The 26938-nt window shown below is 72.6% G+C and carries 22 protein-coding genes; 14 read left to right on the top strand and 8 right to left on the bottom strand.

Translation table 11 applies throughout. The annotated features are described in order from the left end of the window. Nucleotide 1 precedes the first annotated feature (1 nt). The 7 genes from ABZ321_RS16860 to helR all read left to right on the top strand — a co-directional run bounded on the left by ABZ321_RS16860 (nt 2) and on the right by helR (nt 9593). The gene (locus ABZ321_RS16860) at nt 2–964 is read left to right on the top strand and encodes an ABC transporter permease (protein WP_344510723.1); all 963 of its coding nucleotides are present in this window, start codon (nt 2–4) and stop codon (nt 962–964) included. Then, nucleotides 961–2970 carry an ABC transporter ATP-binding protein gene (locus ABZ321_RS16865; RefSeq protein WP_354891891.1) on the top strand — a complete coding sequence of 670 codons (2010 nt, stop codon included), beginning with the start codon at nt 961–963 and terminating at the stop codon, nt 2968–2970. The genes ABZ321_RS16860 and ABZ321_RS16865 overlap by 4 nt, the downstream gene beginning before the upstream one ends. Before the next feature lie 75 nt (nt 2971–3045). Further along, a complete protein-coding gene (locus tag ABZ321_RS16870) occupies nt 3046–4485 on the top strand; it encodes an amidohydrolase family protein (RefSeq protein ID WP_354891894.1) in 1440 nt (479 codons plus the stop codon). 2 nt (nt 4486–4487) lie between these two features. Next, nucleotides 4488–5396 carry an NAD(P)-dependent oxidoreductase gene (locus ABZ321_RS16875; RefSeq protein ID WP_354891896.1) on the top strand — a complete coding sequence of 303 codons (909 nt, stop codon included), beginning with the start codon at nt 4488–4490 and terminating at the stop codon, nt 5394–5396. After that, on the top strand, nt 5393–6352 hold the full coding sequence (locus ABZ321_RS16880; protein ID WP_354891899.1) for a Gfo/Idh/MocA family oxidoreductase: 960 nt from the start codon (nt 5393–5395) through the stop codon (nt 6350–6352). The genes ABZ321_RS16875 and ABZ321_RS16880 overlap by 4 nt, the downstream gene beginning before the upstream one ends. A gap of 83 nt (nt 6353–6435) precedes the next feature. Then, entirely contained in the window at nt 6436–7290 is an 855-nt protein-coding gene (locus ABZ321_RS16885) for an IclR family transcriptional regulator (RefSeq protein ID WP_344510714.1), read from the top strand. Nucleotides 7291–7466: 176 nt separating this feature from the next. Beyond that, nucleotides 7467–9593 (top strand): RNA polymerase recycling motor ATPase HelR, encoded by a 2127-nt coding sequence (gene helR / locus ABZ321_RS16890; RefSeq protein WP_354891903.1) that lies wholly within the window; start codon nt 7467–7469, stop codon nt 9591–9593. Here helR and ABZ321_RS16895 read toward each other — a convergent pair. From ABZ321_RS16895 to ABZ321_RS16910, 4 genes are all read right to left on the bottom strand, one after another. Beyond that, nucleotides 9571–11571 carry a DNA recombination protein RecN gene (locus ABZ321_RS16895; protein WP_354891907.1) on the bottom strand — a complete coding sequence of 667 codons (2001 nt, stop codon included), beginning with the start codon at nt 11569–11571 and terminating at the stop codon, nt 9571–9573. The genes helR and ABZ321_RS16895 overlap by 23 nt on opposite strands. Then, complete coding sequence (locus tag ABZ321_RS16900; RefSeq protein ID WP_354891910.1) at nt 11568–12062, bottom strand: hypothetical protein; 495 nt, start codon at nt 12060–12062, stop codon at nt 11568–11570. The genes ABZ321_RS16895 and ABZ321_RS16900 overlap by 4 nt, the downstream gene beginning before the upstream one ends. Beyond that, nucleotides 12059–13015: a hypothetical protein gene (locus tag ABZ321_RS16905; protein WP_344510706.1), complete on the bottom strand. Its 957-nt coding sequence runs from the start codon at nt 13013–13015 to the stop codon at nt 12059–12061. Before ABZ321_RS16905 ends, ABZ321_RS16900 begins: the two co-directional genes overlap by 4 nt. 148 nt (nt 13016–13163) lie before the next feature. Further along, nucleotides 13164–14270: an endonuclease/exonuclease/phosphatase family protein gene (locus ABZ321_RS16910; RefSeq protein ID WP_354891913.1), complete on the bottom strand. Its 1107-nt coding sequence runs from the start codon at nt 14268–14270 to the stop codon at nt 13164–13166. Nucleotides 14271–14412: 142 nt separating this feature from the next. On the opposite strand from ABZ321_RS16910, the gene ABZ321_RS16915 reads away from it, so the two are divergent. After that, nucleotides 14413–17100: a glycoside hydrolase family 9 protein gene (locus tag ABZ321_RS16915; protein WP_354891916.1), complete on the top strand. Its 2688-nt coding sequence runs from the start codon at nt 14413–14415 to the stop codon at nt 17098–17100. A gap of 55 nt (nt 17101–17155) precedes the next feature. On the opposite strand, the gene ABZ321_RS16920 is transcribed toward ABZ321_RS16915, so the two are convergent. Then, on the bottom strand, nt 17156–18643 hold the full coding sequence (locus tag ABZ321_RS16920) for a pectinesterase family protein (protein ID WP_354891919.1): 1488 nt from the start codon (nt 18641–18643) through the stop codon (nt 17156–17158). A 174-nt stretch (nt 18644–18817) separates the two neighbouring features. Between ABZ321_RS16920 and ABZ321_RS16925 the strand changes: the two genes are divergently transcribed. The 5 genes from ABZ321_RS16925 to ABZ321_RS16945 all read left to right on the top strand — a co-directional run bounded on the left by ABZ321_RS16925 (nt 18818) and on the right by ABZ321_RS16945 (nt 23149). Continuing rightward, on the top strand, nt 18818–19609 hold the full coding sequence (locus ABZ321_RS16925; protein WP_354891922.1) for an endonuclease/exonuclease/phosphatase family protein: 792 nt from the start codon (nt 18818–18820) through the stop codon (nt 19607–19609). 76 nt (nt 19610–19685) lie between these two features. Next, nucleotides 19686–19997 (top strand): DUF3618 domain-containing protein, encoded by a 312-nt coding sequence (locus tag ABZ321_RS16930; protein WP_354891925.1) that lies wholly within the window; start codon nt 19686–19688, stop codon nt 19995–19997. After that, entirely contained in the window at nt 19997–20269 is a 273-nt protein-coding gene (locus ABZ321_RS16935; RefSeq protein ID WP_344510694.1) for a DUF4235 domain-containing protein, read from the top strand. The genes ABZ321_RS16930 and ABZ321_RS16935 overlap by 1 nt, the downstream gene beginning before the upstream one ends. A gap of 103 nt (nt 20270–20372) precedes the next feature. Further along, on the top strand, nt 20373–22667 hold the full coding sequence (locus ABZ321_RS16940; RefSeq protein WP_354891928.1) for an MMPL family transporter: 2295 nt from the start codon (nt 20373–20375) through the stop codon (nt 22665–22667). A 17-nt stretch (nt 22668–22684) separates the two neighbouring features. Beyond that, a complete protein-coding gene (locus tag ABZ321_RS16945; protein WP_344510689.1) occupies nt 22685–23149 on the top strand; it encodes a hypothetical protein in 465 nt (154 codons plus the stop codon). 10 nt (nt 23150–23159) lie between these two features. On the opposite strand, the gene ABZ321_RS16950 is transcribed toward ABZ321_RS16945, so the two are convergent. Continuing rightward, a complete protein-coding gene (locus tag ABZ321_RS16950; RefSeq protein ID WP_354891931.1) occupies nt 23160–23624 on the bottom strand; it encodes a MarR family transcriptional regulator in 465 nt (154 codons plus the stop codon). A gap of 37 nt (nt 23625–23661) precedes the next feature. Between ABZ321_RS16950 and pip the strand changes: the two genes are divergently transcribed. Beyond that, nucleotides 23662–24609 carry a prolyl aminopeptidase gene (gene pip / locus ABZ321_RS16955; RefSeq protein WP_354891934.1) on the top strand — a complete coding sequence of 316 codons (948 nt, stop codon included), beginning with the start codon at nt 23662–23664 and terminating at the stop codon, nt 24607–24609. 7 nt (nt 24610–24616) lie between these two features. Here pip and ABZ321_RS16960 read toward each other — a convergent pair whose 3' ends face one another. Then, the gene (locus ABZ321_RS16960) at nt 24617–25291 is read right to left on the bottom strand and encodes an MBL fold metallo-hydrolase (RefSeq protein WP_354891937.1); all 675 of its coding nucleotides are present in this window, start codon (nt 25289–25291) and stop codon (nt 24617–24619) included. A 110-nt stretch (nt 25292–25401) separates the two neighbouring features. Further along, on the bottom strand, nt 25402–26895 hold the full coding sequence (locus ABZ321_RS16965) for an alkaline phosphatase PhoX (RefSeq protein WP_354891940.1): 1494 nt from the start codon (nt 26893–26895) through the stop codon (nt 25402–25404). Nucleotides 26896–26938 lie beyond the last annotated feature (43 nt).

A 26938-nucleotide genomic window follows, 5' to 3' on the forward strand; every position in this document is an offset into this window, starting at 1 on the left:
CATGGCTCAGCCACCGCAACCGGCCGGCGTGCCGGGTCCGGCCGACCGCATCGACGCGGCCGAGGTCCCGACGGCCGCGGCAACGCCCGCCGGCCTGTCCGTTCCCGAGCGCCGCGACCCGTCACGGACACTGCTGCGCTCGTTCCTGCGCTCCAAGGCCGGCGTGCTCAGCCTCGTCGTGCTGCTCGGCATCGTCGTGGTGTCCCTGCTGGCCGGCCAGGTCGCGCCCTACGACCCCGGACAGCTGAACCCGGCGAAGTCGCTGCTCAAGCCGGTGTGGGCCGGCGGTAGCAGCGACCATCTGCTCGGCACCGACGAGCTCGGCCGCGACCTGCTCTCACGGCTCATCTTCGGCGCCCGGACGGCGCTCGCCCTGGCCTTCGGTGCGGCCACGATCAGTGCCGTCGTCGGCACCGTGCTCGGACTCGTCGGCGGCATGAACCGCCGGTGGATCGGGCCGGTCGTCGACTGGCTCTGCGACGTGCAGCTCGCGTTCCCCAACATCGTCCTCGCCCTCGTCGTCATCACGTCCCAGGGCAACAGCATCAGCTCGCTGCTGGTCGTGCTGTCGATCTTCGGGTGGGTGCACTTCGCCCGCGTCGTGCGCAGCGCGGTGCTCACCCTCCGGCAGGCCGACTTCGTCCTCGCGGCGCGCGGCAGCGGCGGGTCGACCCTCAGCATCACCTTCCAGCACATCCTGCCCAACGTCATGTCGTCCGTGCTCGTCCTGTGGACGTTCGCGGTCGCGACGGTGCTCCTGCTCGTGAGCGGCCTCAGCTTCCTCGGCCTCGGCGTGCAGCCCCCGGCCTCCGACTGGGGCCAGCTGTTCGCCTCCGGACGCGCCTTCCTCATCCAGAACCCGTGGTACGCGTTCATGCCCGCCGTTGCCATCACCGTCACGGTGCTCTGCGCGACCGTGCTGGGCCGGACGCTCCGCACGACGCTGAACCCGAGGACCCGATGACTGCCACCCCGAACGCGCCCCTGCTCGCGGTGCGCGACGTCACCGTGACGATCACCAAGGGCAAACGCCAGACCGACGCCGTCACGGGCATCGACTTCGACGTCGCCGCCGGAGAGATCGTGGCCATCGTCGGCGAGACGGGGTCAGGCAAGTCCCTGTCCGCGCTCTCGGTGCTCCAGCTGATCCGGAACCCCGTGCGGCTCGCCCGCGGCAGCGTGCTGCTCGAGGGGCGGGACCTCACCGATCTCAAGCCCGCCGACCTGCGCCGGGTGCGTGGCGGCGACATCGGGATGATCTTCCAGGACCCGATGACCGCGCTCAACCCGTTCCACACGGTCGGGCAGCAGATCGGCGAGGCCATGACCGTCCACCGCAAGCTGTCCAGGGAAGCCGTTCGCGAGCGGACCCTGCGCCTGCTCGGCGACGTCGGCATCGTCAACCCCAGACAGCGGATCGACCAGTACCCCCACGAGCTGTCCGGTGGCACCCAGCAGCGAGTCATGATCGCAATGGCGCTCGCCAACGAACCCAAGGTGCTCATCGCCGACGAGCCGACGACCGGACTCGACGTGACCGTCCAGGCCCAGATCCTGCGCCTGGTCCGCGAGGCCGCCGTGTCCTGGGGGATGGGCGTGCTGCTGATCACCCACGATCTGGGTGTCGTCGCCGGTTACAGCGACCGCGTCGTCGTCATGTACGCCGGCAACGTCGTCGAGAGCGGGCCCACGGAGGAGGTGCTCGCCGCGCCGGCCCACCCGTACACCCGGGCCCTGCTCGACGCGCGACCGGAGAACGGCCGTCCCGGCATGAAGCTCAACGCCATCTCCGGCGGGCCGCCGGAGCTGTTCAAGTTCCCCGGCGGCTGCCGGTTCCAGCCGCGCTGCGCGGTCGCGACGGCCGAGTGCGGCGTGGCCAACCCGGTGCTCGTGCCGGCGCCGGACGCGTCCGAGGACCGCCTCGTACGCTGCATCCACCCCTTCGCCGCGCCCGTGCCGAGCGATCCCGTCCGGAAGTCCGGCGTGTCGATCTCGCTGCCCCCGGCCCCCGCCGAACCCGGCGTCCCGGCCATCAGCGTCGAGGGGCTGCGCCGCGTGTTCGCCGGCGGTGGGCACGTCACCAAGGCGGTCGACGGCGTCGACCTCCAGCTCGCGTTCGGCGAGACCCTCGGCATCGTCGGCGAGTCCGGCTGCGGCAAGTCGACGACGGCACGGATTCTCGCCGGGCTCGACCAGCCGTCCGACGGCCTCATCCGCTACGCCGACGGCAGGGAGCTCACGCACCGGCGCGGCGGCGTCGACCACACCTTCGTCCAGTACGTCTTCCAGGACACCTTCGGCTCGCTCAACCCCCGGCGCACCGTCTGGCAGATCATCGAGGAGCCGCTCAAGCGGCTCACCGGCCTTTCGAAAGCGCAGCGCGCCAAGCGGATCCGGGAGTACATGGCCGAGTGCGGCCTCATGCCGAGCATCGAGTCCCGCTACCCGCACGAGCTCTCCGGCGGCCAGCGCCAGCGCGTCGGCATCTGCCGGGCGCTCGTCGTCCAGCCCAAGGTCGTCGTCATGGACGAGCCGATGTCCGGTCTCGACCTGTCGGTCCAGGCGCAGATCATCAACCTGCTGCAGGACCTGAAGAAGGATCTCGGGCTGACGGCCGTGCTCGTCTCCCACGACATCAGCGTCATCCGGCACCTCTGCGACCGCGTCGCCGTGATGTACCTCGGCCGCGTCGTCGAGGCCGGGCCGGCGAGCAGCCTGCTCACCGACCCCCTGCACCCCTACACGGCGGCCCTGCTCAGTGCCGTCCCGCAACTGGAAACCGAAGAGCGCCGCCCCGAGATCCCGCTGCGCGGGGATGCCGGCGACGTCGACCCGGCGTCCGCCTGCGGCTTCGCGCCGCGTTGCCCGATCGCGCGCCCCGACTGCCGCACCGACGAGCTGCGCCTGACGCCTCGGCGGGACGGCCTGCTCGTCGCGTGCCACTACCCAGGACAGTTCGACCAAGCCTGATTCCCGTCCTGCGACCGCGGATCGCGTCGTCCGTCACCGGACGGCGCCGCCGTGGCGCCAGAGGAAGGTCCCCACATGAACGAGCCATCACCGTGTGACGTCCTGATCCGGGGCCGGATCATCACCATGGACACCAACCGGCGCGTCCTCTCCGACGGCTGGGTCGCCGTCACCGACGGCGCCATCGTCGGTGTCGGCACCGGGCCGGCCCCCTATCAGCCGCGCGAGACCTGGGGCGGGGACGACCACCTCGTCATGCCCGGGCTCGTCAACACGCACACGCACCTCGTCCAGGGCTGCATCCGCAGCATGGCCGAGGGGACGAGATTCCAGGAGCGGCTCTTCGGGTTCTACTACCCGATGACCGGTGCCTGCGACGAGGAGCGGTCCTACTGGTCGGCGATGACGCCGACGCTCGACCTGCTGCGCTCGGGCGTGACCACGACGACCGACGACCACTTCACCCACGCGAACAAGCGCTCGATGGACGGCGTGCTGCGCGCCCTGACCGACGCGGGCATCCGCGCCCGCGCCGCGCGCCTGCTCGTCAACGACCCGCTCGCGGTGCCGGAGGAGTTGCGCGAGGACATCGAGACCGCGCTCAGCGAAACCGACCGGCTCGCCGCGGCCTACGACTCGGACACGATGTCGGTGACGGCGAGCACCATCGGCATCACCTACGTCAGCGAGTCCGACCTGCGTGCGCTGTACAAGTGGACCCTCGACAACGACAAGCAGTTCGACATCCACGCACCCTCGATGATGGACGGCGCCTACCTCAAGGACGTGCGTGGCTGGGCCGGCGGCTCCTTCGAGTGGCTGCACTCGGAGGGCATGCTCGACAAGCACGTCATCGGCATCCACGCCCAGAACATCCGGCCGGGCGAGGCCGAGCTGCTGGCTCGCGCCGGCGCCAGTGTCTCCCTCGTGCCGGACATGGAGCTCATCCTCGGCATGGTCACCTTCGACTCGCGTCAGTACCTGGACGCGGGGGTCACCGTCGGTCTCGGTCTCGACGGCCCGGTGGTCTCCTACGGCCACAACTTCTGGCTCGGGATGCGGTCCTACCTCATGGCCCAGCGCATCGGTGACAGCGCGCGCAAGCTCGTCCGGGGCGACAAGGGCCACTTCGGCGACGAACTGCTGTTCGGCAGCGCGGAGGAGGCGCTCGAGCTCGGCACCATCGGCGGTGCCCGGGCGCTCGGCCTCGGCGACCGGATCGGGTCGCTCGAGGTGGGCAAGGAGGCCGACCTGCTCGTCATCGACCTGTCGACCGAGCCGACCGCCGCTCCCGATGGGGCGCTGCTGGCCAACCTCGTCTGGTCCGGCGGGCCCGCCCCCGACTCCATCGACCGGGTCGTCGTGCGCGGCCGCACCGTGATGCGCCGGGGTCAGCCGGTCCAGGTCGATCTCAAGGAGGCCGTGCGCCGCGCGAACGAGGTCCAGCGCGAGCTGTTCCAGGAGACCGGCTGCGACAGCTTCCTCCGGCGCGGCTCGACCTGGCAGTGGTCGTGACCATGAGCGGCGCGACACCGGGAGCCCACGCGGAGCCGGCCATCGGGTGGATCGGGCTGGGTGCCATGGGCGCGGCCATGGCCGCGAGGCTGGTCGACCGGGGCCGTCCCGTCCTCGGATGGAACCGCGGCGCGGCGCGCGCGGCCGACGCCGCCGCGCGCGGGGTCACCGTCACGTCCGACATCGCCGAGGCGGCCTCGCGCGACATCGTCGTGAGCATGCTGCCGGACGACGAGGTCGTGCGGGAGGTGCTCGGCGGCGCCACGGTCCTCGCGGCCGTCAAGCCGGGCAGTGTCCACGTCAACTGCGCGACCATCTCTCCCGGTCTTTCGCGCGAGCTCGACGGGCTGTACCGCTCCCGGCGCGCCCACTACGTCTCGGCGCCGGCCTTCGGCCGGTCCGCGGCCGCGGCCGGAGGTCAGCTCACGATCGTCGCGGGTGGCGACGCCGAGCCGGTGGGCCTGATCCGTCCGGTCCTCGACGAACTCGCGGTCAGCGTCCACACCTTCCCCGAGCCGGCGCAGGCCAACCTCGTCAAGATCCTGGGCAACTACCTGATCGCGGTGACGGCCGGCTCGCTCGGCGAGGTGGCCGGGATCGCCGAACGTGGCGGGCTCAAGGCGGACCAGCTGCTCGACGTCCTCACCGAGCGGCTGTTCTCCGGGCTGATCCATCGGGCCTACGGTCAGATGGTCGCCGAACAACGGTATGAGCCGGTCGCGTTCACGATGCGACTCGGGAAGAAGGACATCGACCTCGCCCGGGCGGAGGCACAGCATCACGGGGGGCACCTGCCCCTCGGTGACGTCATCGCCGGCGCGCTCGGCGAGGGGGTCGCGGGTACGGCGGCCGAGCAGGACTGGGCGTCCGTCGCGGAGTGGTTCCGGACGCGGGCCGGAGGTGTGCGATGAGTCGCTGGCTGATCGTCGGTTACGGCCGGGCCGGCGAGGTGCACGCGGCCGCGCTCTCGCGCGTCCCGTCGGCCGTCGTCGCCGGTGTCGTCGACTCCGTGCCGGAGGCCCGCGAGAAGGCCTCCGCCGCCGGCTACGCCGTCCACAGCGATCTCGAGGCGGCGATCGAGCGGACCCGTCCCGACGCGCTCTCGGTGGCGCTGCCGCACGACCTGCACGAGTGGACGGTCGATGTGGCGGCGGCCCACGGGCTCGCCGTCCTCGTGGAGAAGCCGCTCGCCCGTGACGCCGAGGAGGCGGAGCGGATGGTGTCCACCGCCAGAGCCGCCGGTGTCGAGCTCGGGTGCCTGATGAACTACCGGGCCTACGCCCAACTGCGTTGGGTCAGGGACCTCATCGCCGGCGGCACGCTCCGGGTGCGCAGCGTCACCGTCGAGGTCAACCTGCCGGCGCCCGTCCAGGTGCCCGGCTGGCAGACGGACAGGGCGCGGGCCGGAGGTGGCCTCCTGCGCACGGTCGGGGTCCATTACCTCGACCTGCTCGTGTGGTGGCTCGGCGTGCCGGAGCGACTCGTGGGCCAGGTGACCGGACCGAACGACGAGGTCGCGACGGCGCTGATCGCGCTGCCCGGCGACGTCAGCGCGGCCGTGTCGGTGGCGGCCGTCGCGGCACGCGGTGCCGGGGTGCGGATGACCCTGTTCGCCGATCAGGGAAACGTCGTCATCGATGGTTCGCGGGTGGTCTCCTCACCCGAGGGGATGATCCCGCCGGCACCTGAGGCCGATGGTGTGGACCTCTTTTACGGCTCAGGTCATCTAGAGTATTTTCGGGCAGCCGACCGGGCCGTCGGGCTGAGGGAACCGTTCCCGGTGCGGGGGGACGAAGGACTGGACGCCGTTCGTCTCGTGGATCTCTGGTATGCCTCCGCGCGGACCGGCGGATGGGTCAGGCTGTAATCTCGCTACCCACCACGACGGGCTTTACCGGCACCGTGCTCGATGCCACTGACGGCGGCCGAGGGGCACGACTTGGAAAGGGAATGACGTTGTCGCAGGACAGCCAGCTGGCCGACCTCGAGCTCGAACTCGGAGCGGGGGCGAAGGTCTCGAGCGCCACCATCGCGACGGTCGTGCGGGCCGTGGATCTGCTGATGTACTTCAAGGACGCCCCGACCCGTGACCTCGGCGTCAGTGAGATCGCCGACGGGCTCGGCATGTCGAAGGCGGCCACGCACCGCATGCTCGCGTCGCTTCGGGTGCGCGGCCTGATCGAGCTCGACGAGACGACCCGCAGGTACACCCTCGGCATCGGCATCATGCAGCTCGGCCTCGCCTACATGGACCAGATCGACATCCGTCGCATGGCTCACCCGGAGCTCGCCCGGCTGTCCAACCGGACGAACGAGACAGCGACCCTGTCCGTCCGGGTGGATCAGCGCCGGCGCATCTACGTCGACGAGGTGCTGCCACGACGCGAGGTCATCATGTCGGTGAGCCTGGGCATCCCCTACCCGCTGCACGCGGGTGCGTCGTCGAAGGCGTTCCTCGCGTTCTTCACTGAGGACGAGGTCGACCGCTACCTCGACAGCACGCTCGAGGCGGTGACCGACGGCACGATCACCGACACGGCGGCCCTGCTCAAGGAGCTCAAGGCCGTCCGTGAGCAGGGCTGGGCGCGATCCATCGGGGAGCGCCGCAGCGGTGCGGCATCGGTCGCCGCCCCGGTCTTCGACCACAACGGCAAGGTCGCGGCCGTCATCAGCGTCTGCGGACCCAAGGAGCGGTTCGAGGCCGAGTTCGACGCCTGCCGCGATGCGTTGCTCGAGGCGACCGCGCGCCTGTCCGTGCGTCTCGGGTGGACGCCGGGGCGTACGGGTGAGGCGACCGCTCGCTGATCACGCGGCCGGGCGCAGCGGGAGCAAGGGGAGCGGTGGAGGAGTTGGGGAAGGGCGCCGCACAGAGCACGCACTGTTCCCTTTCTAAGGTATAGCGGACCCCGGGGCTTGCGGCAAGAGGTGGGTCAGGGCGCAGAATCGCTGGCCGGAGCCGGAAGCAGAGGATGTGCCTGACCATGCAACCGTTGCGGACCAGTGTGTTCGAGCTTGGGGGGCGGCTTGCCGTCAAGGGCGAGCCGGGGCTGATCGACAGGGACGAGCGGCACTTCGCGGTGATCGCGGAGAGCCTGGACGGGACGATCGCGGAGCTGCGGGAGCGGCTGGACGCGGAGCGGAGAGCGCCCGGGGGGATCGGGCAGGCGGCGATGGACCGCGACGACGAGGTGCGGCGGCTGTCGGGGCGGTTGCGGGCGTTGCGGCGGTTCGGGATGGACCTGTGCCTGGGCAGGATGGTGCCGGAGTCGGGCGAGCCGGTGTACGTCGGGCGGCTCGGGCTGACCGACGGCGGCGGGCGGCGGTTGCTGCTCGACTGGCGGTCGCCGGCGGCGGAGCCGTTCTTCGGGGCGACGCACGCGAACCCGATGGGGCTGGTCAGCCGGCGCCGGTACCGGTGGACGCGCGGCAGGATCACCGACTACTGGGACGAGGTGTTCACGCCGGAGGGGCTCGAGGGGCACGCCGCGCTGGACGACCAGTCGGCGTTCATCGCCACGCTCGGGAGCAGCCGGTCGGCGCGGATGCGGGACGTGCTCGGGACCATCCAGGCGGACCAGGACGCGATCATCCGGGCGGGGTCCAGCGGTGCGCTGGTGGTGGACGGCGGTCCCGGGACGGGGAAGACCGTTGTCGCGCTGCACCGGACGGCGTACCTGCTCTACGCCGATCCGCGGCTCGGGCACAGGCGGGGCGGCGCGCTGTTCGTGGGGCCGCACCAGCCGTACCTGGCGTACGTGGCGGACGTGCTGCCGAGCCTCGGTGAGGAGGGCGTGCAGACGTGCACGCTGCGGGACCTCGTGCCGGAGGGGGCGGCGGCCACGGCCGAGACCGATCCGGAGGTGGCCCGGCTGAAGGCGTCGGCGCGGATGGTGGGGGCGGTCGAGGAGGCCGTCCGGTTCTACGAGCGGCCGCCGGCGAAGGGGACGACCGTCGAGACCCACTGGGCGGATCTCTGGATCGGCGCCGAGGACTGGGCGGAGGCGTTCGAGGCGGCGGAGCCCGGGATCCCGCACAACGACGCGCGGGACCTGGTGTGGGAGGAGCTGGTGCGGATCCTGCGGGAGAAGGAGGACGTCCCCGAGGCGCAGCTGCGGGCGAACCGCGAGCTGGTGACGGCGCTCAACCGGGCGTGGCCGCTGATCGACGCGAAGGACCTCGTCGGTGACCTGTGGTCGGTGCCGGCGTACCTGCGCAGGTGCGCGCCGTGGCTGTCGGTGGAGGAGGTGCGCCGGCTGCAGCGGGCGGACCCGCAGGCGTGGACGGTCAGTGACCTGCCGCTGCTGGATGCGGCCAGGCAGCGGCTCGGCGACCCGGCGGCAGCGGCGCGACGGCGGCGTCGGGCGGCGGACGTGAAGGCGCGGCGGGCGGGCATGGACCGGGTCGTGGACGACCTGATCGAGGCCGCCGACGACGAGTACGGCACGGGCCTGGTGACGATGCTGCGCGGCGAGGACTTCCAGGAGGCGCTGGTCGACGAGGCCGGCCTGGCGGAGCGCGACCCGGACCGGCTGGCGGGGCCGTTCGCGCACATCGTGGTGGACGAGGCGCAGGAGCTGACCGACGCGGAGTGGCAGATGCTGCTGCTGCGCTGCCCGTCGCGGAGCTTCACGATCGTCGGGGACCGGGCCCAGGCGCGGCACGGGTTCGCCGAGTCGTGGCAGGAGCGGCTCGGGCGGGTCGGGCTCGACCGGGTCACCATGGCGTCGCTGAGCATCAACTACCGCACGCCGGAAGAGGTCATGGCCGAGGCAGCGCCGGTGATCCGGGAAGCGTTGCCGGACGCCAACGTGCCGGTGTCGATCCGGAAGAGCGGCCTTCCCGTCGTACACGCGAAGAAAACGGACATCAAGACCATCATCGGCGAGTGGCTCGCGGCGCACGAGGAGGGCACGGTGTGCGTCATCGGCGACCCGGAGTTCGCCGCGACGGAGCGCGTGCGGTCGCTGACGCCGGAGCTGTCCAAGGGGCTCGAGTTCGACCTGGTCGTGCTCGTGGATCCGGAGGCGTTCGAGAGCGCGGTCGACCGGTACGTCGCCATGACGAGGGCGACGCGGCAGCTGGTGATCAGCCGGTCTCGTCGTCGATGAGGCCGTAGGGCGGCTGGTCCGGCCGGCGGGTGAAGCGGACGATGACGTCGTCGGCGGCGGCGGGGGGCGGGGCGTTGTCGGCGACGATGATCTGCGCCCCCACGCCGCGGCCGGCGAGCCACTGCTCCAGGTGCTGGTAGATACGCTCGATCGTGACGGTGTCGGCGAGATCGCCGGCGACGCCGAGGTTCTTCTGCGGGCTGTCCAGCATGAGGAACCCGGGGTGCGACGAGCGGCTCTCCCACGCGATCTCGAACAGGGCGAGCTGCCAGGCGAGCGCGATCAGCGTCCGCCCGCCCGACGACGCGGCCGTGTAGGGCTCGCCGCGCATGTACGGGGTCAGGTCCTCGGCGAGGTAGGCGTCGGCGACCTTCGGGTAGTGCCACTCCTGCAGGATCTCCCGGTAGCGTTCGCTGACGAGCCGGATGACCGCGGTCCGGTCCGCGCGCCGCGCCTGCGGGCCGGCGGCGGCGAGCTCCTCGCGGTACGCGGCGACCTGGTCCATCTGGTGCAGGATGCCGGCGGCGCGCCGCTCCAGGCTCTGGATCAGCCGCAGCCCGCTCAGCGCCCGTTGCAGCGTCGCGGCGGCCTCCTCGCGGCGCCGGGCGAGGGCGTCGCGCTGGGCGAGGAACGGCGTGATCGTGTGCGCCGTCGCCTCGTCGACCTCCGCGGCGGCGCGGGCCTCGTCGCGCTGGGCGCGCTCCGCGGCGTCCCGCAGCCGCGGCAGCTGCTCCTGCAGCTCCTCGGTGTAGCGGTTCAGCTCGGCGAGGCGGGTCTTCGCGGAGCGCAGCTCGGCGGTCACGTCGACCGAGCCGCCGTCGGTGATCGGCAGCTGGCAGGCGGGGCAGCGGTCCTCGCCGCCGGTGGCGGCAGCTGTCACATTGCCGCCGGTGGCGGCAGCTGTCACACTGCCACCGGTGGCGGCAGCTGTCCCACTGCCGCCGCTGAGCGGCTCCAGGCACGACGGGCACGCCGAGACGCGCATGGGCTCGAAGAGGTGGTCGGCCTCGGTGAGCATCGTCCACTTCGCGACGTCGTCGGCGTAGGTGCCGTGCAGGGTCTGCATCCGCTGCAGCTGGGTCTCCCGGTCGCGCAGCTCCGCCGCCGTGCGGCGGGCCTCGGCGGCCGCGGCGCCGTGCCGCTCGCGCAGCTCCTCGGCGAACATGGTGTCGGCGCGGGCCTGCGCGTCCAGCGCCGCGAGGGCCTGCGCGCACGCGGCCAGCTCGTCCTTCGCGGTGCGGTGCAGGGCCTCCAGGTCCTCGCGGCCGCCGACGTGCTGCTCGTCGACGATCTGCTCCGCCGCCCGGTACGCCGCCCGGGCCGCGGACAGCTCCGCCTCGACCGCGCGGATCCGCCGGCCGATCTCCACGGAGTGGTCGTCGTGCACGTCGAAGACCACGTCGACGACCTGCCGCAGCTTCAGGTGCTTCATCGGCACGCTGCGGAAGAGCAGGTCCTTGCCGTCGAGGCGCTCGTTGGGCAGGAAGCACAGCCACATCAGGTCGCGGAAGCTCAGCGGGTCGGTGTCGACGCCGCTGTCGCGCAGCCGGACGCCTTCGAGCTTGCAGTGCGACAGCAGCATGGTCGACAGGCTCTCCGGGTGGCTCGCCGGGCGCAGCGGCCGCCGTGCCGGGGGAGTGGCGCCCGGCTCGTCGAGGCGGCCCGCTCGCACATACGCGAACATCGACGGCTCGCCGACGGTCCGCTCGATGAGGTACGGCGAGCCGGACAGCTCGACCTCCAGGGTCGCCGCGCGCACCTTCGGCATGATCTCCGGGTGGCGCGGGTGGTCGGAGGCGCCCAGGCAGTAGTCGACGAACTCCAGGATCGTGGTCTTGCCGGTGCTGAAGGCGCCGGCGAGCACGGACAGCGGCCGGGGCGCGTCGTCGGGCGCCCGGAAGTCGACGTCATAGGTGCGGTCGCCGCTGTGCAGGCGCAGCCGTCTGAGCCGGATGCCGTGTGCTCGCAAACCGATCATGTCAGGTCCTTCAGCGCGGACGAAGGGACCGGAAGGAGCCACAGCCGCAGGCCTTCGCGCAGCCTCCGCGTGCTCAGGCGACGAAGGCGGCGGATGACGATGCGCGCCGCTGTGCGGTACACCTGAGCGTACATCGCGGTGAATCGATCGGCCATGCTCGCGCCCTCCTGGGTGAGCCGGTAGGTCACCCGTCCGGTGGCCGTGACCTCGACGAGCCCCCGCCCGACGAGTGCGGCGAGGTCGTGGGACAGGTGCAGCTGGGCGGTGACGAACCGCTGGCCCGGGCTGGCGTAGGCGACGGCCCGGTCGTCGAACCCGGCGAGCCGCAGCGTGGTCCGGTCGGCGTCGTCGTCGGACCGCGCGAGGAGCAGCGGGTGGGCGGCCAGGAAGTCGTAGACGCCGAGGCGTTCGGCGTCGAGGGGCTCGGCGGCGCTGGCCAGGAGCAGGAGCAGCCTGGTCTGGCGGAAGACGGAGACGTCGTCTGGGGTCATGCGATGTCCCGCCAGTGGATGACCCAGCCCGCGCGGCGGTCCTCGACGACCCGGTGCATGAGACCGCACCGGTGCACCGGCCCGGCCCGCAGCTGGACCGGGAACGCGCCCGACTCGCGGATGTCGTGCATCACCTCGGCGTGCAGCCCCGGCAGCCGCGGGTCGCCGGCGAACGCCATCGCGTTGAACCGCGCCTCCCAGATGCTGTGCACGACCCCGTCGGCCTCGCTCAGCGCCGCGACCTCCGCCGGCACCCGCTTGTCGAGGACCTCGCGGGCCAGCAGGTCGGCGTTGAAGTACTCGCGCTTCGCGGCGCCGACCTCGACGTGCCCCGCCGCCCGCAGCTGCCGCACGAACAGCGCCCGGTCCAGGGCCGTGTCGTCGTCCTCGCCGAGGTCCCGCACGGGGGTCCGCTGGGTCTGCGCGGGCACGTACGGGTCGTAGAAGTGCCGGCGCACGTGGGCGCAGTCCGGCCGCACGAGATGGTTGCGCAGCACGTTCTCGTGCCACAGCTCGATCGAGACGCCGGTCTCCCGCTGCCGCCGCGCCCGCCAGTTGTCCCACCACTGGGCGGTCGGCGCGTCCATGCTCGCCGGCACGCACAGCACCCACTGGCTCAGCCGGTACCCGTTGCGGGCGGCCGCGGCGAGCGCCGAGTCGAACGACTCGCGGATCTGCCCCTGCTGCGACCGGCCGACGACCGGCCAGAAGTACTTCGACTGCCAGATGATGACGAGCCCGGACAGCTCGCCGAGGAGGATGTCGATGCCCCAGTCGCCGGGGTTGGCGGTGATCGCCCGGGCACCGGGGTAGATCGCCGCGAGCAGCATCGCCAGCATCTGCTCGAAGTCGTCGCGGGCGCCCGCGAGGTTGCCCGCCCGCAGCTGGTGCGCGGCGAAGTTGATCGGGGGCTCTCCGGAGGCAAGACTCATCGCGGCCGCGGTAGCGGTCATCCCCGCTCCTCCCACTCGCGCCCTGACCCCCATTGATCTTCGCGACTTTCAGACTGTCACGCAATGCAATAGATCCGCTACCCAGTGCGCAGTGTTTGTGCATTTTTCACCGTTCGTTTGTCGCTCGAACCGGTGACACGAGCGCCGTTCAGGGCTGGGGGAGGCGAGACAGGTCGATGTCGGCGTAGATGGCGGCGTGGTCGGAGCCGGCGTGGACCGGTTGGGTCATCGTGTCGTAGATCGGCCACAGGGCGCCGCGGCGGCCGCCCCACACGCCCTTGCGGAGGATGCCGCCGCCGGTCGTCGCGGCGAACAGGGCCGGGGACAGCAGGACGTAGTCGAGCTTGTTGGGGGCGGTGCAGTAGCCGTACGTGCCGGGGCGGCCGGCGTCGTCGAAGCCGGGGTGGGTGCTGACGTCGCGCAGGTCGGTGTCGCGCAGCAGCGGCGCGAGGTGGTCGCTGGCCGGGGTGTCGTTGAGGTCGCCCACGACGGCGACGAGCGGGAAATCCAACGCGCGGTAGATTTCCGCGACCCGGGTGGCCTGCCGGCGGCGCCGGGCGTCGGAGGCGACCTTCCCGCCGTAGCCCTTGCTCTTGAGGTGGTTGACGAGGACCGCGAGGCGCTGGCCGTCCGGCAGCCGGAAGTGGTACTCGGCGCAGTCGCGGCTGAAGACGCGGCCGTGCTCGTCGGTGTCGTCGACGTGGGTGCGCTGGCCGACCGGCGGGTATGCCGCAGTGGACATGACGCCGACGTCGATGCCGCGCTCGTCGTTGCCGTCGACGACCATGAAGTGCTCGTACATGCCGCCGAGGCCGCCCTCGGCGAACCGTTTCAGCGCGAGGCGGCTCTCCGCCTCGATCACGCCGAGGATGTCGGCGCCGACGTCGAGGATCACCCGCGCCGTGTTGAGCAGCGCCAGCTCGTCCACCCGGTCGGTGGTCAGCTCCACCCAGCCGATCCAGTCGGCCCGGCCGCCGGCGACGACCTCGACCACGCCGGTGCGCCGCCGCACCAGCAGCCGCCCGCGGTTCTGCCGCAGGCGGGCGAACTTCGCCGTGTCGCCGTTGCGCAGCCCGAGCCGGCCCAGCTCGCGCAGGATGTCGTGCTTGACCTCGTCGGTGTAGACGGGCTCCTCCAGCAGCTCGCAGGCCCGCTGGAACGCCTCGAGGATCGGGCGCCCGGCCGCCCACGTGCGCTGGTCCAGCGCCTTGGCCCGGTTGAACAGGTTCTCGACGTTGTAGCTGGCGAGCCGCATGGGCCGTAAGTTACATGCCCGCGGCACCGGCCGGACGGCATCGACGCGACGGATGCTTTACAGCGTGTCGAAGGTCCGCCTACGGTCCGGCACGCCGGCGCCCGCCAGTGCCGGCACCCTTTGCCGCAGGAGGACTCCCGACATGAGACGCCGTACCGTGGCGATCGCCGCCGCGGGCGCACTGTTCGCACTGTCCGTGTGCGCGCCGCCCGCCACCGCCGCGCCGGACCCCGGGTCGCCGGTCAAGGTGAACCAGGTCGCCTACGTGCCGGGCCTGCCGAAGCAGGCCACGATCGTCAGCTCCGCCACGACGCCGATCGGCTGGACGTTGCGCAACGCCGCCGGCGTGACTGTCGCGAGTGGACAGACGACCGTGAAGGGCGCCGACACCCTGTCCGGCGACAACGTCCACATCGCCGACTTCTCCGCCTACGACACCCCGGGCAGCGGCTACGTGCTGTCGGCCGGCGGGTCGGACAGCTACCCGTTCGACATCTCCGCCGCGCCGGTGCAGCAGCTGCGGAAGGACTCGCTCGCCTTCTTCTACCACCAGCGCAGCGGCATCGCGATCGAGTCGCAGTACGTCGGCAGCCGCTACGCCCGCCCCGCCGGGCACGTGGGCGTCGCGCCGAACCAGGGCGACACGTCCGTGCCGTGCCGGACGAGCTGCGGCTACTCCCTCGACGTGCGCGGCGGCTGGTACGACGCCGGCGACCAGGGCAAGTACGTCGTCAACGGCGGCATCGCCGCGTGGCAGCTGCTCAACATCTACGAGCGGAGCACCGACCGGGCCGCGCTCGGCGACGGTACCCTCGCCATCCCGGAGCGGGCCAACGGCGTCCCGGACGTCCTGGACGAGGCCCGCTGGGAGGTCGAGTTCCTGCTGCGGATGCAGGTGCCGGACGGCCGTACCGACGCCGGCATGGTCCACCACAAGATCCATGACGAGAACTGGACCGGGCTGCCGATGCGCCCGGAGGCCGACCCGCAACGGCGCCTGCTGTCGCCGGTGAGCACCGCCGCCACCCTCAACCTCGCCGCCGTCGCGGCGCAGGCGGCCCGGATCTGGCGCACGATCGACCCGGCGTTCTCCGCCCGCGCCCTGACCGCCGCCGAGAAGGCGTACGCCGCCGCGAAATCCAACCCCGGACGGATTGCCAGCGGCTCCGACAGCACGGGCGGCGGCGCGTACGACGACAGCACCGTCAGCGACGAGTTCTACTGGGCCGCGGCGGAGCTGTTTACCACGACCGGCGGCGCGTCCTACCGCACCGACGTGACCGGCTCGCCGCTCTACAAGGGCGCCGGCTTCAACCAGGGCGGCTTTTACTGGGGCTGGGTCGCCGGCCTCGGCGACACGACCCTCGCGATCGTCCCCAACGGCCTGCCCGCCGCCGACGTCACGGCGACCCGCGCCAGGATGGCGACGTTCGCGGACGGGCTGCTGAGTCAGATGGCGACGCAGGGCTACCCGGCGCCGAACGGCGGCACTACCTACAACTGGGGCTCCTCCGGGCAGATCGCCAACAACGCCGCCGTCCTCGGCCTCGCCTACGACTTCACCGGCCTCGCGAAGTACCGCACCGGTGCGTTCCAGGCCCTCGACTACCTCCTCGGCCGCAACCCGCTCAACCAGTCCTACATCGCCGGGTACGGCGAGAAGGCCGTCCGCAACGTGCACCATCGGTTCTGGGCCAACCAGGCCGACGCGTCGCTGCCGACCGCGCCGCCCGGCGCGCTGTCCGGCGGCCCCAACAGCGGCCTGCAGGACCCGGTCGCGCAGGCGCAGCTCGCCGGCTGCAAGGCGCAGAAGTGCTTCGTCGACGACATCGGCGCGTACTCCGTCAACGAGGTCGCGATCAACTGGAACTCGGGGCTCGCGTCCCTGGCCAGCTGGGCCGCCGAGCACACCGGCACCGTCCCGCCGCAGGACACGACCCCGCCGTCCGCGCCCGGCACGCCGGTCGCCTCCGACGTCACCTCGACCTGGCTGCGCCTCACCTGGGCCCCGTCCAGCGACCCGGAGAGCGGCGTCACCGGCTACGAGGTGCGCCGCGTGTCCGGCTCCACCTCGACGGTCGTGGCGACCACCACCACCGCGTCCGCCTCGATCACGGGCCTGACGCCCGCCACCGCCTACACGTTCGTGGTCGCCGCCCGCAACGGCGCCGGCCTCACCTCCGCCGCGTCGGCGCCCGTCACCGTGACCACGGCGGACCCGCCCGCGGACGCCCGGCCCTCCACGCCCGGCCTGCCCGTCGCCTCCGCGGTGACGGCCACCGGCTTCACGCTCACCTGGGCCGCCTCCACCGACGACAACGGCGTCACCGGCTACGAGATCCACCGCCGGCAGGGCGACGCGCTGTCGATCCTCGCCACCAGCACCGGGCCGTCGGTCACGCTGACCGGCCTCACCCCCAACACCGAGTACATCCTCATGGTCCGCGCCAAGGACACCGCGGGACAGTTCTCCCTGTTGTCGTCGCCCGTCACGGTACGGACGGCGGCCGCACCGACCGGCGGCTGCACGGTGGCCTACTCGGCGAACAGCTGGGGCGCCGGCTTCACCGGCAGCGTCACGATCACGAACACCGGCACCACGGCGTGGACCTCGTGGACGCTGGGCTTCACGTTCCCCGGCGACCAGCGCGTCACCCAGGGCTGGTCCGGCCGCTGGTCGCAGACCGGCGCCGCCGTCACCGCCACGAACGAGTCCTGGAACGGCGCGGTGCCCGCCGGAGGCACCGTCAGCCTGGGCTTCAACGGCTCGTACACCGGCGGCAACACCAACCCGACGGTCTTCACCGTCAACGGCACCACCTGCGCCTGACCCGCACCGCCCCAGACGCCGGCCACCGCACTGGTGGCCGGCGTCGGTGCGACGGTTACATGGGGTTCCAGCCGTCGGTGCCGGCCAGGTACTTCTGCGGGGTGTAGTTGGCGGCCTGCGAGTCGCTCAGCTGGGGCCGGTTGCCGTTGACCGTGGCACCGGCGCCGGTGTTCTTGTACTCGAAGAACCGCGCCTGCTTCCAGGTGGCGTCGCCCATGTCGTTCCACGGCTGGGCGAGCTTGATGGTGGCGCTGAGGCTCGACTCGCGGTAGAGCACCTGCGCGCCCTGCCGCCACGGCCGGCCCAGCTGAGTGACGTTGTTCGAGGCGCCGGTGATGGTCGACCTGTAGAACAGGAACCCGTAGGTCTTGGCGGGGTCGGTGCTGGCGGCCGTGATCGGGCCGCCGGTGCTGCGCTTCTCGAAGATCGAGCAGGCGTTGAAGACGGCCGTGCCGCCGCTGTAGATGAAGTCGACGGTGCCCTCGATGTAGGAGCCCACCACGTACAGCCGGGCGTGGTCGTTGATCTGGAACGTGTCCTGGTCGCCGAGCAGCCGGACGTTCCTCAGGATCGACCGGTCGGCGTCCAGCTGCAGGGCGACCGCCTGCTGGCCGCTCGTCTGCGTGCTCTCGTCGAAGTCGTTGCTGACGGTCAGGTTCGTCAGCACGCTGTCGTGGCCGTTGACGAACATGGTGGCGCTGCCGCCGGGGAAGCCGCCGCCGGCCCAGTGGTTGTTCACGATGACCGTGCCGGCCGGGGCGGAGCCGAGGCCCTGCAGCGTGATGTACGGCTTGTTCGCCGGGATGGTGACGATCTCGCGGTAGGTCCCCGGCTTGATGGTGATGGTGACCCGGCCGCTGTTGTTCGCCGGCACCGCGTCGATGGCCGCCTGCACCGTCCGGAACGTGCCGGTGCCGTCCGCCGCGACCGTGGGCTTGCCGCTGGTCGGGGGCGGGCCGGCGGTCGCGGTCGCGCCGCCGACGTGGTTGAACGACCACTGCATGCGCGCGATGTCGGCGCACGTCTCCTGCACGATCGGGTTGCCGCCGGCGGTGGAGCCGTCCTTGTCGCTGAGGCAGAGCCCGGAGGAGACGCTCTTCACGACGTATTTGCCCGCGGCCGCCGAGGACGCCGTGAAGGTCCACTGCTGGTTGGTGGAGACGCCGCAGGTGTACTGCCACAGCTGGGTGCCCGAGGTCGTGGACGCGTACGGCACGTCGACGCACTTGCCGCTGTTGGCGTTGACCAGGTTGAACGCGCCGCCCTGGACGATCACGGTGAACCGCTGGTCGGCCGCGGCGCTGTTGCACGCGATCTGGACCAGCAGGGCGCTGTTTCCGGTCGCGGCGCCGGCGACGTCGACGCACTTGCCGCTCGCGCCGCTGGCCAGGGTGTAGACGCCGCCGGCCGCCGGGCTGGCGGCCGCCTCCGACGGCCACACCGACACCGCGAGCACGGCGATCGGCACGGCCAGCGCCGCCGCCGCGACTCCGGCGACCCGGACGGTGAGCCGGCGCCACCGCGCCGATGGTTGTGGATGCACGGGAACCTCCTGAGCGGGGTGTGATCTCGTCGATGCGATAGATGCCTCGCCCGGCGCCCGGATTACGGAAAGTTCGCGGCGGCGGCGCGGGTCCCCGGCCGGCGGCGGAAACTTTCACGCCCCCGGCGAGATACCCCGTGGCGCCCCGCGCGGTGCGGGTGGTGAAATCGGCCGATGATCGACGTGCGGCTGCTGACGTTCAACACGCTCATGCGCGACGACGTCCCGGCCCGGCTGCGGGCGCTCGGCCCGGTGCTGGAGCGGGCCGCGTACGACGTGGTGTGCCTGCAGGAGGTGCTGCACGGCGGCAGCGTGCGCCTGCTGCGGCGGGGCGCCGGCTACCGGCACGTGGCGGTCACGCGGGCGGCGCTGCCGTCGGGCGGGCTGATGCTCATGTCGCGGTGGCCGATCCTGCGGTACCGGTTCGCGCGGTTCCGGATGGCCGGGCCGTTGCGCACCGAGCAGCTCATGCGCAAGGGGGCGCAGCTCGCGGTCGTCGAGACGCCGGCCGGACCCCTCGCGGTCGTCAACACCCACCTGTCCGCGAACCGCGACGACGACTGGTCGGACGGCAACCGGTTCACCCGCGTCATCCGCCAGGAGCTCGACCACCTGGCGCGGCTGGTCCGCGGGTTCGAGCCGGAGCTGCCGGCGGTGGTCGTCGGCGACTTCAACGTGCCCCGCGACTCGGCGGCGTTCACCGGGTTCGCCGCGGCGGCCGGCCTGCGCGACGTCCTCGCCGGCGACCCGACGACGACGTTCCGGCCGACGCCGCGCTGGCCGGCGCCGCCCGCCCTGGACCAGGTCCTCGCCCGCGACGGCGCGGGCCGGCCGGTCGTGGCGAGCGCCCGGACCGTGCTGCGGGACGCCGTCCGCGTCCCCGACGGGCGCGAGCTGTTCCTGTCCGACCACTACGGTCTCGAGGCCGATCTGTCCCTCGCCGGGCCTTCCACAGGGATGGAGTGACCCTCGAACGCTCCCTGCGGGTGTTTGATTGCCGGACGGCAAGGGAACCACGCGTGCACATGAACGGAGGTGCCGCATGGCCATGCCACGATCCGACGGCGACGACCCGCGGCTGCTGCGGGAGCAGATCGCGCGGACCCGCGCCGAGCTCGGCAGCACGGTCGAGGCCCTCGCCGCGAAGGCCGACGTGAAGGCGCGCGCCAAGGACGCCGCGGCGCAGGCCGCCGAGCGCGCCAAGGGTGCCGCCGCCGACGCCGCCAGGAACCTCGCCGGGACCGTCTCGGACAAGGCGGTCGCCGTGCGGCGGCCGCTGCCCCTCGCCGCGATCGGCGCCGCCGTGCTCGTCGCGGTGCTCGTCGCCGTCGTCGCCCGCCGCCGGGGGCGATGATGAGCGGCTGGGGCGCGAAGCTCGCGTACAAGCCGGTCGGGCTCGCCCTGGGCGTCGGCTCCGGCCTGGTCGCCGGGCTGGTCTTCAAGCAGGTCTGGAAGGTGCTCGGCAACGACGACGACGCGCCGAACGCCACCGACGAGGACCGCGGCTGGGGCGAGATCCTCGTCGCCGCCGCGCTGCAGGGCGCGATCTTCGCCGTGGTGAAGGCGACCGTGGACCGGGCGGGCGCGGTCGCCGTCCACCGGGCCACCGGCCGCTGGCCCGGCTGATCCCGCCACGACGTCGCCCGATCGGGGCGCACCGTTTTCCTCTCCCGGCGCCGGGGTACTGCCCGATCCACACAACGAACTCCTGGAAGAGGGGGGCCGGACCGTGACCGACGTCGTGGAGCCTCGCAGCCGGTGGCGGCCCAACGTGCTGATGCGTGGATACGCGGCGCTCGTGGTCGCGCTGCGCTGGCTGATCGTCGGCGGGTGGGCCGTCGCGGTCGTACTGTCCGTGCAGTACCTGCCGGCCACCAACCAGGGCGGCAGCGACCTGGAGCAGCTGGTGTCCGCCGGCAACCCGGCCGTCGCCAGCGAGGTCCGCTCGTTCGAGAAGTTCGGCTTCCCGCTGCTGAGCCGCGTCGCCGTGGTGCAGCGCAAGGCCGACGGGCTGCCGCAGGCCACCCAGACCGAGGCGGTCGCCCGCGCGCGGGCGGTCAGCGACGGCACGTACTCCGACGTCGCGCCGATCCGCGCGGCGGTCCCGGTCATGAACACCCTCGGCCTCTTCCCGGGCTCCGCCGAGGACGGCACCACGATCGTGACGCTGCTCTTCACGGACCCGGACGTCACCTTCGCCGACCAGGTCGCCGCCGCGGAGAAGTTCGTGGCCGCGCACTACAGCGCGGACGACGCCGTCGTCGGGATCACCGGCTCGGTGCCGGCGCGGGTCGAGCAGACCCGCATCCTGCAGTCGAAGGTGCCGACCCTGGAGCTGATCACCGTCGGCGCGGTGTTCCTCATCGTGGCGTTCGCGTTCCGGTCGCTGATCGCCGCGCTGCTCGCGCTCGGCGCCGCCGGGGTCGCGACGCTGCTGACCCTGCATGTCGGCGGCGCGCTCGCCGAGCGGCTCGGGGTGCCGGTGCCGCAGGAGACCCAGCCGCTGCTGGTCGCGCTGCTGCTCGGCGTCGTCACCGACTACGTCGTGTTCTACCTGTCGGCGGCGCGCCGGCAGCTGGCCGCCGGGGAGTCGCGGCTGGACGCCGCGCGGCACGCGACCGCGCGCTACACCCCGATCATCGCGGTCGCCGGGGCGACCGCCGCCGCCGGCACCGGCGCGCTCATCGTCGCCGACGCACCGACCTTCCGGGCGTTCGGCCCCGGGATGGCGCTCGCCATCCTCATCGGCGTGCTGGTGTCGGTGACCCTGGTCCCGGCGCTGCTGGCGATCTTCGGCCGGTTCGTTTTCTGGTCGCCGCTGCGCCGCCCGCTCGGCACCCGCGGCGCCGAGCCGGCCCCGGTCGGCGGGCGCTGGTGGGCCAGGCTGCTGACCCGTCGCTGGTTCGCGCTGCCGGTGCTGCTGCTGTGCGTCGGCGGGCTGGTCGCGGCCGCGCTGCCGCTGCAGCACATCCGGCTCGGGGTGTCGTTCGTCGAGGCGCTGCCGCCGGGGCATCCGACCCGGGTCGCGGCCGACGCCGCGGAGACCGGCTTCGCCGACGGCATCCTGTCGCCGACCGAGGTGCTCGTCGAGGGCGCCGGCGTCGCGGGCCGCCAGGCGGAGCTCGCGAAGCTGCAGCAGGCGCTGTCCCGCGAGCCGGGCGTCGCCGCCGTCCTCGGCCCCGGCACCCAGGGCCTGCCGGAAGGGCTCAGCGTCTTCCAGGCCGGCGACGGCTCCGCCGCGCGCTTCCTGCTCGTCCTCGCCGACGAGCCGCTCGGCGCCCGGGCCGTCGACACCGCCGGCCGGCTCGACCGCGACCTGCCGGGCCTGCTGCGCGCCGCGGGCCTCGACGGCGCGACGGCGAGCCTCGGCGGCGACACCGCCGTCGCCCACGTCATCGTCGACCAGACCGTGCACGACCTGGGCCGCATCGCGATCGCGGCGCTGCTGGCCAACCTGCTCTTCCTGGTGCTGTTCCTGCGGGCCCTGGTCGCCCCGGTCGGCCTGCTGGTCTGCAGCGTCCTCGCCATCGGCGCCACCCTCGGCCTGACCACGTACGTCTTCCAGGACCGCCTCGGCGGCGACGGCCTCACGTTCTACGTCCCGTTCGCGGCGGCGGTGCTGCTCGTCGCGCTCGGCTCCGACTACAACATCTTCGGCATCGGCCCCGCCTGGCGCGAGGCCCGGACCAGGCCGCTGCGCGAGGCGCTCGCGATTACCCTGCCGCACTCGGCGAAGGCCATCCGCACCGCCGCCTTCACGCTCGCGGTGAGCTTCGGCCTGCTGCTGATCGTGCCGCTGCGCCCCTTCCGGGAGCTCGCCTTCGCCCTCGCGGTCGGCGTGTTCATCGACGCGTTCATCGTCCGGTCGCTGCTCGCGCCGGCGCTGCTGAGCGTCCTGGGGTCGACGGTGGCCCCGACCGTCGACCCGCCGCCCTCCGGTGCCGGGGAGCCGCTCGTGGTCGAGCAGCGCGCGCGCTCAAGAGACGCTCAAGACCTGCGCACCGCGGGCTCGTACGACGGCTGAGTGGCTACGCTCGATACATGCTGATCGCGAAGCGGACCAGCGTCTGGCGGGCGCGCTATACAGTCACGCAACAGGGCCACGCCGTCGCCGCGTGGGAGGGCGGGGTCTGGCGCAGCGGCGGCCAGCTGACCGTCGCCGGCCAGTCGTTCCTCGTCCGCGGCAACGCGTGGGGCAGCCGCTTCGTGATGCAGGACAAGGCCGGCGAGTCCGTCGCAGCCGCCGACCGGGTCGGCCGCAAGCAGTGGACGGTCACCGCGGGCGGCGTCACGTACCAGTTCCAGCGCGCCTCGGTGTGGAGCCAGGCCCAGGACCTGTACGCGGGTGGCCGCAAGGTCGGCTCGGTCCGCAAGACCAGCTTCTGGGGCAGTGACGTCGAGGTCGACCTGCCGGGCCTCCCACTGCCGGTGCAGGTCTTCGTCCTCGGTGTCGTCGTCACCATGTGGGAGGCCCAGTCCGCGGCCGCCGCGTCCGCCTCGGCCTGAGCCGCGGCGGTCACGGCTTCCCGTCCACCACCACCTCGCCGATCCGGTCGCGCATCGGGCGCTGCTCGAGCAGGGCGATGGCCTCCTCGACGAGGCGGCTCAGCGGGAACGGCAGCTGCGCGTCGAACGCCTCGGCCGCCGCGTCCGTCGCCGCCATCTCCGCCTCGATCGCCGGCATGAGACGGGCCGCCCGGTCGGTGAGGTGGACGATGCGCTGCCTGGCGTCGGCGCCGGGCTCCAGGCGCACCAGGTCCTGCCGGGCCATCTCCGCGACGGTCTGGCTCGCCGCCGAGTGGGTGACGCCGATCGCGGCGGCCAGGTCGCGGATCGTGCCCGGCCCCTGCCGGGCCAGGGTGCGCACGACCGGGGCGAACCTGGGCCGGATGTCGGGCAGGCCGAGGTCCGCGTAGACGCCCGCGACGTCGCCGTCGAGCAGTTCGAGCAGGTGCCGCAGCCGGCTGCCGAGGAATGTCACAGCACTAATATAACAGCGCTGTTGTATTCTGCTCGGCATGTACCCACCCATCGAGCCGCACGACGAGGGCATGCTCGACGTCGGCGACGGCAACCTCGTGCACTGGTCCGTCAGCGGCGACCCGGCCGGGCTGCCCGCCGCCGTCGTCCACGGCGGGCCGGGCTCCGGCAGCAGCCCGCGGACCCGGCGCTACTTCGACCCGGAGCGCTACCGGATCGTGCAGTTCGACCAGCGCAACTGCGGCCGCAGTACGCCGCACGCGTCCACATCGGACGCCGACCTGCGGCACAACACGACCGGCCACCTCGTCGCCGACATGGAGCGGCTGCGCGAGCACCTCGGGATCGACCGGTGGCTGCTGTTCGGCGGGTCGTGGGGGTCGACGCTGATCCTCGCGTACGCCGAACGCCACCCGGACCGGGTCGCCGGCATCGTCATCGACGGCGTGACCTCCACCCGCCGCCGCGAGCGCGACTGGCTCTACGAGGGCGTCGGCCGCTTCTTCCCCGCGCAGTGGGCGGCGTTCCGCGACCACGTGGCGCCGGCCCCCGCCACCGCGGAGGACCTGGTCGCGGCGTACGCGCGGCTGATGAGCTCGCCCGACCCGGCCGTGCGGGCCGCCGCCGCGGAGGCGTGGTGCGCCTGGGAGGACACCGCCGTCTCGCTCGAACCGAACGGCGTGCCGGACGCGTACAGCGGCCGTCCCGACGACGCGAAGCTCGCCATGGTGCGCATCTGCACCCACTATTTCGCCAACGCCGCCTGGCTGGAGGAGGGCGTCCTGATCCGCGACGCCGGCCGGCTCGCCGGGATCCGCGGCGTGCTGCTGCACGGCCGGTTCGACATCAGCAGCCCCCTGGAGACGGCCTGGCTGCTCGCCGAGCGCTGGCCGGACGCCACGCTGACGGTCGTCGAGGACTCCGGCCACACCGGCAGCGACACGATGCGGACCCTGATCCGCGAGGCCCTCGACTCGTTCGTCTGACCGGCGTTCAGCGCAGCCGGGCGGCGAAGTCCCGGAACCGGGACACCGCGTCGCCCCGGACCGCGGCGCCGTGGCCGAAGACCGCGACCTGGAAGTCGAGCTCGGCGAGGCGGGCGGCGCTGCGCACCGCAAGGGCCTGGTCGGCGTTGGTCAGCCGCGGCGCCGCCCGGACCCGGCCGAACATCGCGCTCGCCGCATCGCCGGCGAACAGGACCCCGCCGGCGCGGTCAAGCAGGAACGACACGTGTCCCGGCGTGTGCCCGGGCGTGTGCACGGCGGTGATGCCGGGGACCCCGGTCGGGCCGTCCCCGTCGAGGACCAGGTCGACCGGCGCGGGGTCGGCCTTCAGCATCCGCGCCGACAGTCGCGTCATCCAGTGGTGCACGGGCGGCGCCTGCTCGCCGGTGATGACCGGCACGTCCTGCCGGTGCGCGACGACCCGCGCCCCGGTCCGCTGCCGCAGGTCGGCGAGCGAGCCGGTGTGGTCGGGGTGCTGGTGCGTGGTCAGGATGGTGTGCAGGTCGGCGAGGTCGTGCCCGGTCGCCCGGACCGCGAGCGCCAGCCGGCCGGCCCGGCGCGGCAGCCCGGTGTCGATGAGCACCAGGCCGTCGCCGGCCTCGACGAGGTGCGCGTGCACGTAACCGAACCGCAGCTCCCACACGCCGTCCACGATCCGCCGCACGCCGGCCCCTTCCGTCGGCCCCCAGCTTGCGCGACCGCCGGCACCGCCCGCCACGCGACGGTGGAAATTCACTCCGGGGCCCCGGATTCCGCCGGGGCCCGGAGCGCTGGTCAGCCGAGGTAACGGCCCCACGGGCCGGTGATGGCCAGGGTGATGCCGGGGACCTGGATGTTGACGAACAGGACCTTGCCGTCAGGGGAGAACGTCGGGCCGGTGAACTCGGAGTAGGTCGGGGCGCCGTTGGAGGTGCCGTTGCTGAGCATGTTGCGGGCGATGGCGTAGGTCGGGCCGCCGGGGACGGAGCTCAGCACGTGCGAGGCGCGGACGCCGTCCTCGGCGAGGACGAGGGTGCCCCACGGGGTGACCGTGACGTTGTCGGGCCCGTCGAAGGTCATGTCGGCGTACTTCGGCGCCGGGCCCTCGCCCTCGGCGGCGGCGTTGTGCGGGAAGTACGTGACCAGGGTGATGGTCTGGTCGGAGTAGTCGTAGAACCACACCATGCCGTCGTGCTTGGTCGCGTCGGCGGGCAGGTCGTTGGCGCCGAAGGCGAAGCTGTTGACGATGTAGCAGCCCTTGCGGGTGCTCCAGACGCCCTCGAACTTCTTGCCCCGGGTGACGGTGCCGTCGGCGAACTGGGTGCGGACCGGCTTGGTGGTCGCGTCGCGGTCCGGCACCTCGAGCCAGGTCACCTTGAACGGGCGGCCGATCTGGGCGGAGGTGAGGTACGCGACGTCGGGCAGGATGCTGCCGTCGTCGAGGCGGATCTGCATCGCCTCGAGCTTGCCGGCGTCGTCGGCCAGCGAGTTGGCGATGCCCGCGCCGAGGCGCTTGCCGTCGGTCGAGCGCCAGCGGTAGAACAGGCCGTTGGGGCTGCTGGCGTCCTCGGACAGGTAGACGTGCTTGAGGTCCGGGTCGACGGCGAGGGCCTCGTGGTCGTACCGGCCGAACGCCTTGATCGCCTTGGGCAGCTGCTTCTTGGACTCGGCCGGGAAGACCTCGAAGACGTAGCCGTGGGCCTTCTCGTAGGTGCCGGTCTGGCCGCCGGCGGTCCAGGTGGCGCCGGCGTTGGCGGTGGTCTCCTCGCAGGTCAGCCAGGTGCCCCACGGGGTCACGCCGCCCGCGCAGTTGCGCAGCGTGCCGGAGATGCCGACCCACTCGCCGGTGCGCCGGCCCTGCCCGTCGGTGGTGATGACCGTGCAGCCGCCCGCGTTCGGGGCGCCCGGGTCGTACACGGTGCCCTCGATGTGCGGCACGCCGTACACGATCGTGTGCGGGTTGAGCTCGTGGTTCTGGATGATCGTGAGCTTGTTGTGGCCGTCGGCGACGACACCCGTGCCGTCGTGGTAACCGGGCGTCTTGCCCTGGTTGCCGGACATCTCCGTGCTGCCCTCGCGGGTGACGATCGTGTAGGAGAAGCCCTCGGGCAGCGCGAGGATGCCGTTCGGGTCGTCCTTCAGCGGCGGGAACGGGCGCCCGCCGGAGGACGGCCGGTGCTCCTCGTGCGCGAGGGCGGGCTCGGCGAGGGTCGGCAGGGCACCGGCGACGGTCAGGCCGACGCCCGCCGCGGCCGTACCACTGAGAACTTGACGGCGAGAAACAGTCACGCTGGCACGCTCCAAAGAAGTCTGCTTGATTCCTTCGCAGCCT

Origin of the sequence: Dactylosporangium sp. NPDC006015 (assembly GCF_040614215.1) — a bacterium.
Lineage (GTDB): Bacteria > Actinomycetota > Actinomycetes > Mycobacteriales > Micromonosporaceae > Dactylosporangium > Dactylosporangium maewongense.